Here is a 14,612-nt window from a genome sequence, read left to right as displayed (position 1 = left end):
CGGGTACTTCGAGCCTACGAACGCCGGTGCCCGGACGGGAGGACCCGCCCGGACGCCGATGTTCGTCAAACGGACACGCCGCGGGCTACTGCACGGCCGGTTCTTCCTCGACGGGTACGGCGATCGGGCGCAACCGGGCCCAGAGGATGAACAGGGCGCTGAACACCAGCATCCCGATGCCGCCCCAGAGGTTGATGTTGATCCCGGCGGCCTTGTCGATCTCCGGCTGCTTCTCGACGATGCCGAGGATCGTCAGCACCAGGCCGTAGACGCCGATCAGCAGCGCGATCACCATCCGGATGTCGAACGCTCCGGCCTTCTTCTTGTCTGCCATCTCGAACCCTCCCTCAGGCGAAGACGATGTTAAGGACGATGATCAACGTGAGTGAGATCCCGGCCAGCAGGACCGGCCGGCGGTACCAGCCTTCGTCACCGGCGACCGCCACCTCGGTGCGCTGCTCCTTCGGTGTCAGCGAGTACACCAGCCCGACCAGCTCGGTGTCCCGCTTCGGCGTGGTCAGCATGCTCACCACGAGGCTGATCACGATGTCGACCACGAAGGCCGCGCCGGCGCCGACGAAGCTGGCGCCCTGACCGGGCAGGTTGATCACGCCGTTCTCGGACAGGACGAAGACCAGGATCGCGGTCGCCGTACCGCTGACCAGGCCGATCCAGCCGGCCGTCGCGGTCATCCGCTTCCAGAACATACCGAGGATGAACGTGGCGAACAGCGGCGCGTTGAAGAACGAGAACAGCTGCTGCAGGTAGTCCATCAGGTTGCTGTAGCCGGAGGCGATCGCGGCCGTCCCGATCGCGACCACCGTGCCGGCCACCGTCACGATCCGGCCGGTCCGCAGATAGAACTCGTCCGGCCGGTCCTTGATCAGGTACCGCTCGATGATGTCGTACGACATCACGGTGTTGAACGAGCTCAGGTTGGCCGCCATCCCCGCCATGAACGAGGCGAGCAGACCGGTGATGGCCAGGCCGAGCATGCCGTTCGGCAGCAGGTCCCGCATCAGCAGCAGCAACGCGTCGTTGTAGTCGACCTCACCGCTGCCGTTCGCCTTGAACTGCGCCAGCTCCGGCACGATCACCGCGGCGATGATGCCGGGGATGATCACGATGAACGGGATGAACATCTTCGGGAACGAGCCGATGATCGGAGTACGCCGGGCCGCGGACATGTTCTTCGAGGCCAGCGCCCGCTGGACCTCGGTGAAGTTCGTCGTCCAGTACCCGAACGAGAGCACGAAGCCCAGGCCGAACACGATGCCGATGACCGACAAGAAGTTGTTCTGGAAGCCACTCAGCGCGTTGCCCGGCCACGCCGACATCTGCTCCGAACCACCCGGCGAACCGTTCACCTTGTCGACCAGGCCCTGCCAGCCGCCGACCTTGTGCAGGCCGACCAGCGTCAGCGGCAGCAGCGCGGCGACGATCACGAAGAACTGCAGGACCTCGTTGTAGATCGCCGCGGACAGACCGCCGAGGGTGATGTAGCTGAGCACGATGGCCGCGGCGACGATCACCGACACCCAGATCGGCCAGCCGAGCAGCACGTTCACGATGGTGGCCAGCAAGAACAGGTTCACGCCCGCGATCAGCACCTGCGCCAGGGCGAAGCTGATCGCGTTCACCAGGTGCGCGGGCTTCCCGAACCGGCGCAGCATGAACTCCGGCACGCTGCGGACCTTGGAGCCGTAGTAGAACGGCATCATCACGACGCCGAGGAACAGCATCGCGGGGACCGCGCCGATCCAGAAGTAGTGCACCGTCGGCATGCCGTACTGCGCGCCGTTGGCGGACATGCCCATGATCTCGATCGCGCCCAGGTTGGCCGAGATGAACGCCAGCCCGGTCACCCAGGCCGGCAGCGAGCGGCCGGACAGGAAGAAGTCCAGGCTGCTCGACACCGCGCGTCTGGCCACGTACCCGATGCCGAGCACGAAGACGAAGTACAGGGCGATGATGATGTAGTCGATCGCCGTGGCATCCAGTCTGAGGATGGATTGTTGTGGAAGCATCGCCCCTCCGGATCGTCGCGTGTGACGCATCGTGGTGTTACCGGTGAGGAACGTTACTCCTACTTTCAACCACGCGGGCGGCAACCCGGCGGCCGGGGTTCTCCACCCGGATCTCCACCCTTGGTCGGTCCCTACCAGGACCGGACAGACCTACCGTCCGTGACATGAGCTTCGGAACGTTACCCAACGCACTCGTCGTCATCGCCGTCGTCGTGGTGGTCCTCGCCCGGCGGCTGTCCTGGTCCGAGCTGGAGAACTCCGACACCGACGTCTGGCGCGGTCCGCTCGTGCTGATGGGGGTCGGGGTCTACCAGCTGTACGACCGGCACACCGGCCTGGGCGCGATCGACGTCGTGCTGCTGGTCGTCGGCGCCGCGGTCGCTCTGGTCGCCGGCACCGCCTCCGGCCGGGTCGCGCAGGTCGAGCGGCGCGCCGGGAAGGTGTTCTTCCGGCTCGGGATGCCCGGTCTGGGCATCATGGTGGCCTACCTGGTCATCCGGCTCGGGCTGGCAGGCGTCGGGCACCTGCTCGGTGCCTCGGTCTCGGGCGGCCCCGCGCTGATGGTCTCGATGGGTGCGAACCTGTTGACGCAGTCGGTGGTGATCCAGAGCAAGGCCCAGCGCGACGCAGAGGAGTACAGCACCCGGTGAACCTGAAGGCGCTGCTGCCGACGCGGCCACACGGCGAGAGCGGCTGGGTGGGCCGGGCCCTCACGGCCGGAGTCGTGGTCGCCGTCCTGGCCACAGCACGCCCCGCGGATGCTTGGGTCTGGGTCGTGCTCGGCGTGAGCTTCGTCGTCTTCGCCGTCGGCTCGGTCCTGATGGCGGCCCGCCCGTACGTCGCTCTCGCGCTGCTGTCCGTCGTCGCGGTGGCCAATGCGCTGATCGCGGGCTATCCGCAGTCGAACTCCCTGGCGCTGGTGCTGGTCGGGATCACCGACATCGCCGTGATCGATTTCCGGCGGCACGGCAACCGGCCGATCGTTGCCGCGGGCATCGGTGTCGCCGCGGCGTACGCGGGGTCGGCGTGGTTGTTCGACCAGTCCGACAGCTGGTACTTCACCCAGCTCCTATGGACCGCCGTACTCGTCGCCTTCGGGCTGAACCGGCGGCAGTACGAGGTGCAGGCCCGCCAGACCGAGCAGTTGCTCGAGCAGACCCGGCTGGCGCAGAGCGAGCACGCCCGCGCGGCGACGCTGGAGGAACGCGGGCGGATCGCGCGTGATCTGCACGACGTCCTCGCGCATTCGCTCGGCGCGTTGAGCGTTCAGCTCGAGGTGGCCGAGGCGCTGCTCGACGAGCGCGGCGATACCCAAGGGGCGTTGGAGCGGGTACGGCGTTCGCGGCGGCTCGCCGTACAAGGGCTGACCGAGGCACGGAATGCCGTCGCCGCGCTGCGGGCCGATGATGTGCCGGACCTGGCGCAGGCGGTCCGTGCGCTCGCGGAACAGCACGAGAACGATCACGGTACGCCGGTGCGGCTGAGCATCACCGGTTCGGTTTCGCGGACCGACTCTGGTGTGACGGTTGCTCTGCTCAACGCAGCCCGCGAAGCGCTGACGAATGCGGCCAGGCATGCTCCTGGTCAGCCGGTGGATCTGCAGCTTGCCTACACGGACGGGGTCAGAGTGACTGTGCGGAACAAGGGCGCGACCCGGGGCGAAGGTTTCGGACTTGCTGGGATGCGGGAGCGGCTGGCGTTGGTCGGTGGGATGTTGACGGCAGGTCCGGACGGGGACGACTGGCTGGTGGTCGCGGAGGTGCCGAATGAATGATGCGATCCGCGTGGTCGTGGCCGACGATCAACAGGTCATGCGTGAGGGTCTGATCGCGCTCCTCGGGCTGATCGACGGCATCGAGGTCGTCGGCGCGGCCGCGAACGGTGCCGAGGCCGTCGACCTGGTTGCCCAGGGCAACGTGGATGTGGTGTTGATGGATCTGCGGATGCCGGTGCTCGACGGTACGCAGGCGACCGCGCGGATCACGGCCGACCACCCGGACGCCGCCGTACTGGTGCTGACGACGTACGCCGACGACGCGTCGATCGGGAACGCGTTGCGGGCCGGAGCTCGCGGCTACCTCACCAAGGACGCCGGCCGCGCTGAGATCGGCGCCGCACTGCGGTCGACGGCCGCCGGACAGTCCACGTTCGATCCCGAGGTCACCAAACGGCTGATCGCCGGCCTGGCGACTTCGGCCGACCCAGGCAGCGACGGGCTGACCGCGCGGGAGATCGAGGTACTGCGGTTGATCGCGCGCGGACTGAGCAACCCGGAGATCGCCGGGCAACTGTTCATCAGCGAGGCGACCGTGAAGACGCACATCAACAACACGTTCGCCAAGATCGGCGCCCGGCATCGCGCGGAGGCGGTCCGGTACGCCTATCGCAAGGGGATCGCGTCAGATGCGTAGCTCGGCCACGACCGGTCGGTGGTCGCTGCCCGTCGGCTTCATCACCCACGCCTTGGTGGGCGTGACGCCGCGCACCAGGATGTGGTCGATCCGCGCCATCGGGAACTTCGACGGCCAGGTGAACCCGAACCCGGTCCCGGCCGCACCCTGCGCCGAACGCAGGCCGGACGTCAGCGGGGCGAGGCTGCGATCGTTCGCCGTACCGTTGAAGTCGCCCATCACGATCACGCCGGCCAGCTTCTCGTCGGCGATCTGCCGGCCGAGCGCCTTGATCGTGTCGTTGCGCTGATCCGAGGTGAAGCCGCTGGTGCCGACGCGGACCGAGGCCAGATGCGCGACGTACACCGCGACCTTGCCTTCCGGCGTACTGACCTCAGCCCGCAAGGCGCGGGTCCAGGCGAAGCCGACGTCGACCGACTTGGTCTCGACCACCGGGTACTTCGACCACAGCGCGACGGTGTCCCGGGACACCTGGTACGGGTACTTCGAGGCGAACGCTGCCTTGTAGATCTTGAGGTCCGAGGCGGTGAGCTCCTCCAGCGCCATCACGTCCGCGTCCGCGCCGAGGAGGTCGCTCGCGGTCGCCTTCGGGTCCGGGTTGGCGGCGTCGACGTTATGGGTCAGCACACGCAGGTCGTACGCGCCGCCGGCGCCCTTGCCCGGGAGCAGCAGGTCGCCGAACATCACACCCCACACGAGGGCAGGGACGAGCAGGGCGACGCCGGCCGTCGCGGAGCGCCGCAGCAGAGCCGCCAGACCGAGGACCGGCACGGCGACGCCGACCCAGGGCAGGAACGTGTCGAGCAGACTGCCGAGGTTGCCGATCGAGTTCGGAACGTAACGGTGGAACACCAGCGTCGCCGCGGCCAGGATCGCCAGCACCGCGATGAACCATCCACGTCGCCACATCCCGCCCTTCTTACCACCGTTCTTTCGCCGCCGCGCGCTGGTGCGCGACGGCGGCGGTTGGCGAGTGGTGACTGCGGTTTGGCGGTCCGGCATGCAGCGATTGTTGCGGACACTCGGGCCGGACCAAAGTCCATGCGCGGTCAGGTACGGCGATTTCATCCGTACGGACGACCGGACAGGACCGGAATGATGAGGAATCCGTAAGAACTCTGGTGCCTTGGAGTGACAGCGCACACAATGCCCGTATGCCGTCAGCGCATCAGCTCAACCAGCCGTTCGTCGTCAAACGCCACGGTCTCGGGACCACGACGACCGCGCTCGCGCTCGGCACCCTGGTCTTTGGCCTGATGGTGGCGCTGACGGCGGTGATCGTTGTCGTGCAGGCGATCCGCGGCGCGTCGATCCGGGAGCCCCTGGAGGCGGTCTGGCTGGCGTGGGGCGGTACGCCGCTGATCTTCGCGGTCGGGTTGCCCATTCTGTTGGTGGCCGGGGCGATCACGGCGCTCGAGGAGCGGCGCGAGGACGACAACGACGACGTACTCCTGACTGTCGACGACGCGGGCATCTATCTGGGTGGTGAGCAACCTCGCACGATTCCCTGGGGTCAGATCCGCGGCGTCTGCCGGCTCGAACGACACGAGGTCAACGGCGAAGGCGACGAGATCTGGGAGCCCCGGCTCGTCGTGATGCTGCTGGACGAGGGGGCACTGCCTCGCAGTACCAAGGCGTGGGGCCCGTCGTGCCCGTGGCCCGGCACCCACGAGATCCTCGGACGAACCCTCCCGTACGACGAACTGGTCACCGCCGTCGCCCAACGCGCACCCCACATCCAGGTAAGCAATCGCGGCCGCGTGGACGACTGAACCAGGCAGCCAGCCCACACGTGCTTTCGCACGCTGTGATGGGCGGACCGACTGTGGCGGGTCGGTCCAGAAACCTGCTGGCACGGTGACGTCCCTCGTTGTTGCCTGCTCGCGGGTTAGCGTCGGGGGTATGACGGCTCCCGACATCAACAGTCCTGAAGAGCAGGCGCGGTACCAGCGTGGCCTGGAGGTTCTGAACGCGGTCGACGGCGGCTCGGCTCCCGGTGTGATGCAGAGCCTCGCCGATATCGCGCCCGCGCTGGCGCACCACATCGTCGCGTTCGGCTTCGGTGACCTCTACTCCCGTCCTGCCCTCGAGCCCAGGCAGCGGCAGCTCGTCACCCTCGGCATCCTCGCCGCGCTGGGCGGTTGCGAACCCGAGCTCGAGGTCCACGTACGGACCTCCCTCAACGTAGGCCTCACGCCGACCGAGATCGTCGAAGCCTTCATCCACACCGCCGGGTACGCCGGATTCCCGCGCGCGATCAACGCGATCACCGTCGCCAGGAAGGTCTTCGCCGAACGCGATCTGCTCCCGCTCAAGGAGGACTGACATGTCCAAGCTGATCTACTCCGCGATCACCTCGCTCGACGGGTACGTCGCCGACGCCGAGGGCGGATTCGAATGGGCGGCACCGGATGCGGAGGTGCATGCCTTCGTCAACGAACTGGAGCGCCCGATCGGCACCTACCTGTACGGGCGCCGGATGTACGACACGATGGTGTACTGGGAGACAGCGGTCGACCATTCGCCGGTGAGCCAGGAGTACGCGGGTATCTGGCAGGCGGCCGACAAGGTCGTGTACTCGCGGACGCTGCAAGCGGTCACGAGCGCGCGGACACGTCTCGAACGCGAGTTCACCGCGGAGTCGGTCCAGCGGTTGAAGGACTCATCCGCTACCGACCTGAGCATCGGCGGCGCAGAACTCGGCGCCCAGGCACTCCAGGCGGGCCTGGTCGACGAGATCCATCTCCTGCTCACCCCGGTGATCGTCGGCGGCGGCAAACCCGCCCTACCCGACGGCCTCCAAGCCCAGCTGACCTTGCTCGACGAACACCACTTCACAAGCGGCGTCGTCCACCTCCACTACAACGTCCAGTCCTAGACACGCGGGCCAGGCCGGATCCCCAGGCCATCACAATCGCGTAGCCCGTGGCGCCCCGCGCTGCGATCGTCGTCGAGCCTGCAGTTGTGATGGCCTGGCGATCCGGCCCGTGAGGGGCTTCTACCCCTGAGGTCCCAGCAGTTTTTCGAGGTCGTCCAATACGTCCATGGCGCCGAGCGGGCCGAGGCCCAGGAACCAGACTTCGTCGTCGACGCGTGCGGACTTGCCTGCCTTCACCGCGGGCAGTGACTTCCACAGGTTGCCGTTGACGACTTTGTTCTCGTCGGTGGTGTCGGGTTTGCCGTAGCTGGAGTAGAAGATCCAGTCGCCGGCCGCCTTGCCGATGTTCTCCTGCGACACCTCGACCGCGAGGTCCTGGACGTCCTGGATCTTGGGCCGCGGCAGGCCGATGTCCTTGAGGATGACCCCGATGAACGACAGGTTGCCGTACAGCCGGATCTCCCCCGGCCGGAACCGGACCAGCGAGATCGTCGGCGTACCCTGCACCTTGGACTTCACGTCGTTCGCGCGCTTCTGGTAGTCGTTCAGGATCCCGGTGGCCTTGTCCTCCTCGCCGACCGAGTCCGCGACGAGCAGGAAGTTCTCCTTCCACGGGAACCCGGGCCGGATGCTGAACACCGTCGGCGCGATCGCGCTGAGCTTGTCGTACAGGTCGTTGGCCCGCAGTTTGCTGCCGAGGATGAGGTCCGGCTTCAGCGCCGCGATCGCCTCGAGGTTCAGCTCGCTGATCCCGCCGACGGTCTTGATGCCTTGCGCCTTGTCGGCGAGGTACGACGGTACGCCGTTCTGTCCCGCGGTCGTCGCCATGCCGACCGGGGTGATGCCCAGGGCCAGTACGTCGTCCAGCTCCCCGCTGTCGAGTACGACGACCCGCGACGGCTTCGCCGGGATCTCGGTCGACCCGAGCGCGTGCTTCACGGTCCGCGGGAAGGCACCGGGCGCGGCGTCGGACCCGAGTTTCGCGGTCTCGGCGTCGGCGGTCTTGAACAGCCGCCCGCCGGTCGCCACGTCCTTGTCCCCCACTCCGGTGTCAGCACTCTTGGTGTCGCCACCACCACATCCCGCCACGAGGAGTACGGCGGCGGACACGACGATCCCCATCAGCTTCTTCACGAACGTTGACCTTACAACAGTTCTAGTAAGGCAACCCTAACCAGGTCCATTATTGGACGCTCACCGAACGAGCCGCCGGTGCTCACCCGCGGCGAGGGTGACGGTGGTGCGCGTGCCGCCGAGATCGAGGTGATGCGTGCCGGCGTGTGATGCGTGGACGACGGCGTCGGTCAGGACACCGTCCCTCCAGGTCACGTCGAACGACAGACCGCCGCGTGCCCGCAGGCCGCGGAACGAGCCGTCGGGCCAGTCGGACGGCAGCGCCGGCAGGAGACGGACGACGTCGGTGTGGCTCTGGAGCAGCAGCTCCGGGATGCAGCCCGTCATGCCGAAGTTCGCGTCGATCTGGAAGATGTCGCCGTCGCGGTGCAGCAGGTTGTCCGACACCAGTCGGCTCAGGTAGTCCTGGATCACGGCAGCAGCCTTCGAAGGCTCGAACAGTCGGGCCCACAGCGCCACCAACCAGGCCGCGGTCCAACCGCCGTTCACAGCACCATCGGTCCGCAGGTCCAGCGAAGCACGCGCAGCCGCGGCCCACTCGGGCGTTCGCGCGGGATCGATCTCGGCGCCCGGATACAACCCGTAGAGATGCGACTGGTGCCGATGCTGCGGCTCGGACGGCTGCCAGTCGGTCGGCCACTCGTACAGCCGGCCGTCGGGTGTCACCCGCACCGAAGGCAGACGATCACGGGCGGCGGCGACCCGGTCGACCAGGTCGGACGACAGACCGAGGACCGCTGATGCCTCGATGAGGTTCGCGAACAGCTCGCGGATCAGCCAGATGTCGTACGTCGAGGTCAGATCCACCGATGCCTTCGAACCGGACGGCAGGACGAAATGGTGTTCCGGCGCCGTCGACGGGATGAACTGCAACTGCTCGCCGTCGTCGACCAGCATCGCCAGCACGAACTCCGCTGCGCCCGAGAGCAACGGGTACGCACGGTCCCGCAGGAAGTCCACGTCCATCGTGAACCGGTAGTGCTCCATCAGATGCGCCGTCAGCCAGACTCCGCAGGTCGCACACATCGACCAGACGGGATCGTCACCACCCGCCCCTACCGGCCACGTGGCGCGCCACAGGTCGGCGTTGTGGTGCGACACCCAACCCGGTGCGTCGTACAGGATCCGGGCAGTCTCGGCACCGGACGAGGCCAGGCCCTCGAGCAACTCGGTCAAGGGGTCGAAGCATTCGTGCAGGCCGGTCAGGTCGGCCGGCCAGTAGTTCATCTGGGTGTTGATGTTGTTGGTCCAGTCGCTGGCCCACATCGGCCGCCGGTCCTGGTTCCAGATGCCTTGCAGGTTGGCCGCCTGCGTCCCAGGGCGGGAGGACGCCATCAACAGGTACCGGCCGAGGTTGAAGGTCAGCGCGACCAGATCCGGATCGTTGCCCCCGGCAGCAACCGCCTCGATCCGCTCGTCGGTCGGCAGGTCGACGGGTACGCCGAGCTCCAGCGACGCGCGGTCGTACAACGCGACGTGATCCTCGACGTGCCGGTCCCGAAGCTTCTCCACGGCAACCGAATCCAACGCCTCGACCGCGGACCGCAACGCGACCATCGGATCCCGTCCCGGCGGCACCGACCAGCCGGCGAAGGTACTCGCCGCTGACAGCAGCACCGTCACGCTGTCGGCGCCGCGCACGGCGACACCGGAAGCGGAGGGGTTGACGGTGCCGCCGTCGGCCAGCGCCCGGAGCGCGACACCGAGACCGATGCCACGCCCTTCCTCGTACCGGATCGGGTCCGGGCTCTGCCGGTACTCGATGGTCAGATCCGACGGCGCGTGCCCGACCACGCCATACATGCCGTCGGCAACTTCCACCCGGACCGGGTGCTGACTCTCCAGAGCGAGCTCGAGATCGACAGCACCCGGCCGGTCGGCCGTGATCGTCCACACCATCACCTGGTCCGGCGTGGACACATAGGTCTCGCGCCGGAACCGTACGCCGTCGACCGAATACTCGACGGCGACGATCCCTGTCCGCAGATCCAAACTGCGCCTGTAGTCCGCACCCACCCCCGCCGACCGGATCACCAGGTCGGCGAGCGGCTGGTACGACTCCACCAACGGACCCTGTAACGCCCGGGTCCGCTCGGTGGCCGCCGGCCGATCACCTTCCGCCAGCAACAGCCGGCGTACGTCGGCCAGCACCGCCGGACCGTCGCTCACCTCGAGTGAGCGCGGCCCGTCGCCCGACCAGACGTCGTCGAGGTTGAGCGCGATCCGCTCGTCGGCGACCCGGCCGAACACCTTCGCGCCGAGGTGCCCGTTGCCCAGGGGCAACGCCTCGAACCAGTCCGGTGCGGGGGTGCGGAACCACAGGAGGTGTGACAACTACTTGCTCCCGGACTTGTACTTGTCGTAGGCCTGCTGGTTGATCTCCAGGTAGCGCGGCATGCCGGTGCTCTCGAGCCCCTTCACGTACGCGTCCCAGTCGGTGTCGATGTTCTTCGAACCGGTGATGAAGGCCAGCTGGTTCTGGTTCACGTAGTTGTTCAGGTTGGTCTGCAGGGTGGCAGTCTCACCACTCAGGCTCGGGTCCGGCCAGACGAACGACTGCGGGAACCACTGCGACTTGTCCGCGTGCGGTTCGTACAGCTTCGTTGCCTCGAACAACCGTCGCTCCAGACCCGCGCCGGTGTAGATGTCCTTCGGCACGACCTGCGCGTTCCGGTAGGCCAACGTGTTGTTGTACTGCGCCAGCGCGCCCCAGTTGATGTTCTTCGGCGCGTTCTGGACCGGGTTGTACATCGGCTTGGTGCTCGCATCGAGCGCGATCTCACCGGCCTTCGGCTTGTTCCAGCCGACACCCTCCGGGCCCATGGTGGCGTCCATCTGGCCCTCGTCGCTGAAGATGTAGTCGAGCATCTTGATCGAGGCGACCTGGGCCTCCTTGCTGGCCTTGTTGGTCAGCATGAACGTGTAGCCGGTGGAGTTCGGGTGGTTGTAGCCCGTGTAGCTCTTACCCTCCGGACCGGTCAGCGGCGGCACCGCGTCGTACTGCTTGTCGCGGCCGTCCTTGGAGTCGAGCTGGACGAAGATGCCCGGCCAGAGCACCGGCACCGAACCGAGCACGACCGCCTTCGGGTTGTTGCCCTGGGCCTGCAGCGCCTGCGCGTTCTGGGTGAACGCGGCCTGGTCGATCAAGCCCTCCTTGTACAGGGAGGCGATGTACTTCAGGCCTTCCTTCCACTCCGGCGACGTGACCGGGGTGACGACCTTGTCGCCCTGCAGCGTGGTCAGCGACCGGACGCCGTTGTTCGCGCCGACCGGGTCGTAGGCGAACGCGTTCATCAGGTACGCGATCAGGCTGCTGTCCTGGACGTCGGTGGTCATCGGGATCTCGTCGGCCTTGCCGTTGCCGTTCGGGTCCTTGGTCTTGAAGGCCTCGAGCACCTTGCGCAGGTCCTCGGTGGTCTTCGGCACCTGCAGACCGAGCTTCTTCAGCCAGCTGCTGTTGATCCACAGCTTGTCCGGGTAGGCGCAGTGGTAGCACTCGGCCCACTCCGGCAACGCGTAGATGTGACCGTCCGGCGCGGTCGCCATCTCCTTGTATTCCTTGTTGGTGTCCAGCACCTTCTGGATGTTCGGTGCGTTCTCCTTGATCAGGTTCTCCAGCGGTACGGCGACGCCCTGCTGGCCGAGCTTGAGCACCTCGGCCTGCGTGAACGCGTCGACCCACGGAATCAGGAAGAACAGGTCCGGGTAGTCGCCGCTGGCCAGCGCGATCTGCCGCTTCTCCTTGGCCGGCCCGGCGTCGTACGTCGTGGTCTGCCAACGGAACTGGATCTTGAACTTGTCGCTCATGACCTTGGTGATCGCGTTGGTCCCCAAGTTGGTACTGGAATCCTGGGGGCTGAAGGTGTCGATGATGACCTTGCCATCGGCCGACGTCTCGTTCGCCGCCCCCTTGCTCGACTTGTCCGAGCTGCACGCCGCCAGGGCGAGCGCGCCGGCGGCGGCCAGCGCGACGACCTTGCTCACGGATGAGCGCATTGCTGTGTTCCTCTCTGAAGTGGGTCGAGCCTCGTGGCTCAGCCCTTGACCGCGCCGACCATCACGCCCTTGGTGAAGTGGCGGGCGACGAACGGGTAGATGATCAGTACGGGCAGGCTCGAGATGACGATGAGCGCGTACTTGAGGACGTTGGCCAGCTGTTGCTGGTCGAGCTGCTGGGCCAGGTTCGTCGTGGTGGTGGACCCGGTGAGGGTGTTCAGGATCAGGACGTTGCGGAGCACGATCTGCAACGGGTACAGGCCGGGGTCCTTCAGGTAGATCAGGGCGTCGAAGTAGCTGTTCCACTGGAAGATCGCGTACATCAGCGCGATCACCGCGATCACCGGCTTGGACAGCGGCAGCACGATCGACCACAGGAACCGCAGGTCGCCGGCCCCGTCGATGGTGGCCGCCTCGTACAGCTCGTCCGGGATGGTCGAGCGGAAGAACGTCCGGGCGATGATCACCTGCCAGACCCCGATCGCGCTCGGGATCACCATCGCCCAGCGGGTGTTCAGCAGGCCGAGGTCCTGGACCACCAGGTACGTCGGGATCAGGCCGCCGGAGAACAACATGGTGAAGATCAGCGCGCTCATGATCACGTTCCGCCCGAAGAACGTCCGGCGGGACAGCGGGTACGCGATGGCGATCGTCAGCGTGACGCTGATCAGGGTCCCGCCGATCGCGTAGATGAACGAGTTCAGGTAGCCCTTCATGATCATCGGATCGCTGAAGGCCTCCTTGTACGCGCGGATACTCGGCTCGACCGGCCAGAACAGCACCCGGCCGGCGCTCACCGCCGACGGGCTGCTGAACGAGTTGGCGACGATGTAGATCAGCGGCACGGCGACGACGATCAGCGCCAGCCAGAGCATGATCTTCACGCCGGCCAGGAAGATCTTGTCGGTCCGCGTCTCCTCGATGGTGGTACGCCGGGACGAGTCGGGCCGCTTCTCCGTCGTACGCCGGAAGCCTTGCAGTGTGACGCTCATGACCAGAGTCCGTTTCCGGTGATGCGCTTGGCGGCGAAGTTCACGCCGAGCAGCAGGAAGAGGTTGATCACCGAGTTGAACAGCCCGATGGCGGTCGCCATGCTGAAGTCCGCGTTCAGCAGACCGGTCTTGTAGACGTAGGTGGCGATGATCTCGGATTGGGCGGTGTTCAACGGGTTCTGCAGCAGGAACGCCTTCTCGAACCCGATCGACATGATGTTGCCGACGCCGAGGACCAGGATGATGACCGCGGTCGGCATGATGCCGGGCAGGTCGACATTCCGGATCCGCTGCAGCCGGCTGGCGCCGTCGATCCGGGCCGACTCGTGGAGCGCCGGGTCGATCCCGGACAGCGCGGCCAGGTAGATCACCGCGGAGTACCCGGTGGTCTGCCAGACGTCGGACCAGACGTAGATGTGCCGGAAGTAGTCCGGCCGGCCGAGGAAGTCGATCGACGGTACGCCGAAGAGCCCGATCGCGTCGTTCACGAATCCGAGCCGCGGCGACAGCACCAGGATCGTCATCGAGACCACCACGACGGTGGAGATGAAGTACGGCGCGTACGTGACCAACTGCACGGTCTTCTTGAACCGGCCGTTGCGGATCTCGTTCAGCGCGATCGCCAGGATGATCGGGATCGGGAAGCTGGCCAGCACGGTGTAGACCGACAGCAGGAAGGTGTTCTTCACCAGGGTCCAGAACACCGGGTTCTGGAAGAACAGCTCGAAGTTCTTGAAGCCGACCCAGTCGCTGCCCCACGGGCCCTTGACCGGGCTGTAGTCCTTGAACGCGATCACCGCGTTGGTGATCGGGACGTACTTGAAGATGACGAAGTACGCGAGCGGCGGGATGATCAGCAGATAGAGCTGCCAGTGCCGCCGCAGGCTGCGCCGGGCCTGGGTCCGGCGGGAAGTCCGCGGTGGTTTCCGGGCAGCCGTCTCACCGGGCCGCGACGCCGGGGGCGCCGGCGCCGGTTTCACCTCGAAGGTTGCGCTCACTCCGCATCCTTTCCCTCACGCGCTGGAGTGGAACCGATATCCGATAGGATCTCGGGTTTCGCTATCCCGGAGGATGACACACAACCCCTCCGGAGCGGAAGAGTTCCCGGCCCGGTCGATACCGGACGGTGACCGATGCCATCGAACCCCTTGTAAACAAGGAGTATTTGGCGTTG

General features: G+C 66.6%; 14 protein-coding genes. 6 read left to right on the top strand and 8 right to left on the bottom strand.

What is annotated here, in order from left to right:
- Positions 1-85: 85 nt before the first annotated feature.
- Both OHA18_RS27550 and OHA18_RS27545 read right to left on the bottom strand, forming a co-directional pair.
- A complete protein-coding gene (locus OHA18_RS27550) occupies positions 86-334 on the bottom strand; it encodes a hypothetical protein (RefSeq protein WP_328998204.1) in 249 nt (82 codons plus the stop codon).
- Between the two features lie 13 nt (positions 335-347).
- Positions 348-2,027, bottom strand: a complete 1,680-nt coding sequence (locus tag OHA18_RS27545) for a sodium:solute symporter family protein (RefSeq protein WP_328998203.1) — start codon at positions 2,025-2,027, stop codon at positions 348-350.
- Positions 2,028-2,191: 164 nt separating this feature from the next.
- Here OHA18_RS27545 and OHA18_RS27540 point away from each other — a divergent pair, with 164 nt between their 5' ends.
- From OHA18_RS27540 to OHA18_RS27530, 3 genes are read left to right on the top strand one after another with little or no spacing between them, the layout of a single operon-like run.
- Entirely contained in the window at positions 2,192-2,677 is a 486-nt protein-coding gene (locus OHA18_RS27540; RefSeq protein ID WP_328998202.1) for a hypothetical protein, read from the top strand.
- A complete protein-coding gene (locus OHA18_RS27535; protein WP_328998201.1) occupies positions 2,674-3,801 on the top strand; it encodes a sensor histidine kinase in 1,128 nt (375 codons plus the stop codon). Before OHA18_RS27540 ends, OHA18_RS27535 begins: the two co-directional genes overlap by 4 nt.
- Complete coding sequence (locus OHA18_RS27530) at positions 3,794-4,438, top strand: response regulator transcription factor (protein ID WP_328998200.1); 645 nt, start codon at positions 3,794-3,796, stop codon at positions 4,436-4,438. Before OHA18_RS27535 ends, OHA18_RS27530 begins: the two co-directional genes overlap by 8 nt.
- Here OHA18_RS27530 and OHA18_RS27525 read toward each other — a convergent pair.
- A complete protein-coding gene (locus OHA18_RS27525) occupies positions 4,427-5,347 on the bottom strand; it encodes an endonuclease/exonuclease/phosphatase family protein (protein WP_442914423.1) in 921 nt (306 codons plus the stop codon). The two genes, OHA18_RS27530 and OHA18_RS27525, sit on opposite strands and share 12 nt — an antisense overlap.
- A gap of 245 nt (positions 5,348-5,592) precedes the next feature.
- Here OHA18_RS27525 and OHA18_RS27520 point away from each other — a divergent pair, with 245 nt between their 5' ends.
- From OHA18_RS27520 to OHA18_RS27510, 3 genes are all read left to right on the top strand, one after another.
- Positions 5,593-6,210, top strand: coding sequence for a hypothetical protein (locus OHA18_RS27520; protein ID WP_328998198.1), 618 nt, complete (start codon positions 5,593-5,595; stop codon positions 6,208-6,210).
- Between the two features lie 130 nt (positions 6,211-6,340).
- Complete coding sequence (locus OHA18_RS27515; RefSeq protein WP_328998197.1) at positions 6,341-6,763, top strand: carboxymuconolactone decarboxylase family protein; 423 nt, start codon at positions 6,341-6,343, stop codon at positions 6,761-6,763.
- Position 6,764: 1 nt separating this feature from the next.
- Entirely contained in the window at positions 6,765-7,316 is a 552-nt protein-coding gene (locus tag OHA18_RS27510) for a dihydrofolate reductase family protein (protein ID WP_328998196.1), read from the top strand.
- 120 nt (positions 7,317-7,436) lie between these two features.
- Here the strand turns inward: OHA18_RS27510 and OHA18_RS27505 are convergent, their stop codons facing one another.
- Genes OHA18_RS27505 through OHA18_RS27485 form a run of 5 tightly spaced genes read right to left on the bottom strand, consistent with a single transcriptional unit; the run spans position 7,437 to position 14,436 of the window.
- The gene (locus OHA18_RS27505) at positions 7,437-8,450 is read right to left on the bottom strand and encodes an ABC transporter substrate-binding protein (protein WP_328998195.1); all 1,014 of its coding nucleotides are present in this window, start codon (positions 8,448-8,450) and stop codon (positions 7,437-7,439) included.
- 60 nt (positions 8,451-8,510) lie between these two features.
- Entirely contained in the window at positions 8,511-10,784 is a 2,274-nt protein-coding gene (locus OHA18_RS27500; RefSeq protein WP_328998194.1) for a glycoside hydrolase family 95 protein, read from the bottom strand.
- On the bottom strand, positions 10,785-12,446 hold the full coding sequence (locus OHA18_RS27495) for an ABC transporter substrate-binding protein (RefSeq protein ID WP_328998193.1): 1,662 nt from the start codon (positions 12,444-12,446) through the stop codon (positions 10,785-10,787). It abuts the gene before it with no gap.
- A gap of 38 nt (positions 12,447-12,484) precedes the next feature.
- Positions 12,485-13,438 (bottom strand): carbohydrate ABC transporter permease, encoded by a 954-nt coding sequence (locus tag OHA18_RS27490; protein WP_328998192.1) that lies wholly within the window; start codon positions 13,436-13,438, stop codon positions 12,485-12,487.
- Positions 13,435-14,436: an ABC transporter permease gene (locus OHA18_RS27485; protein WP_328998191.1), complete on the bottom strand. Its 1,002-nt coding sequence runs from the start codon at positions 14,434-14,436 to the stop codon at positions 13,435-13,437. Before OHA18_RS27485 ends, OHA18_RS27490 begins: the two co-directional genes overlap by 4 nt.
- Between the last annotated feature and the right edge of the window lie 176 nt (positions 14,437-14,612).

Source organism: Kribbella sp. NBC_00709 (assembly GCF_036226565.1).
Lineage (GTDB): Bacteria > Actinomycetota > Actinomycetes > Propionibacteriales > Kribbellaceae > Kribbella.
Note: the sequence above shows the minus strand (reverse complement) of the source record. Positions and strands in the feature narration are given on the sequence as shown.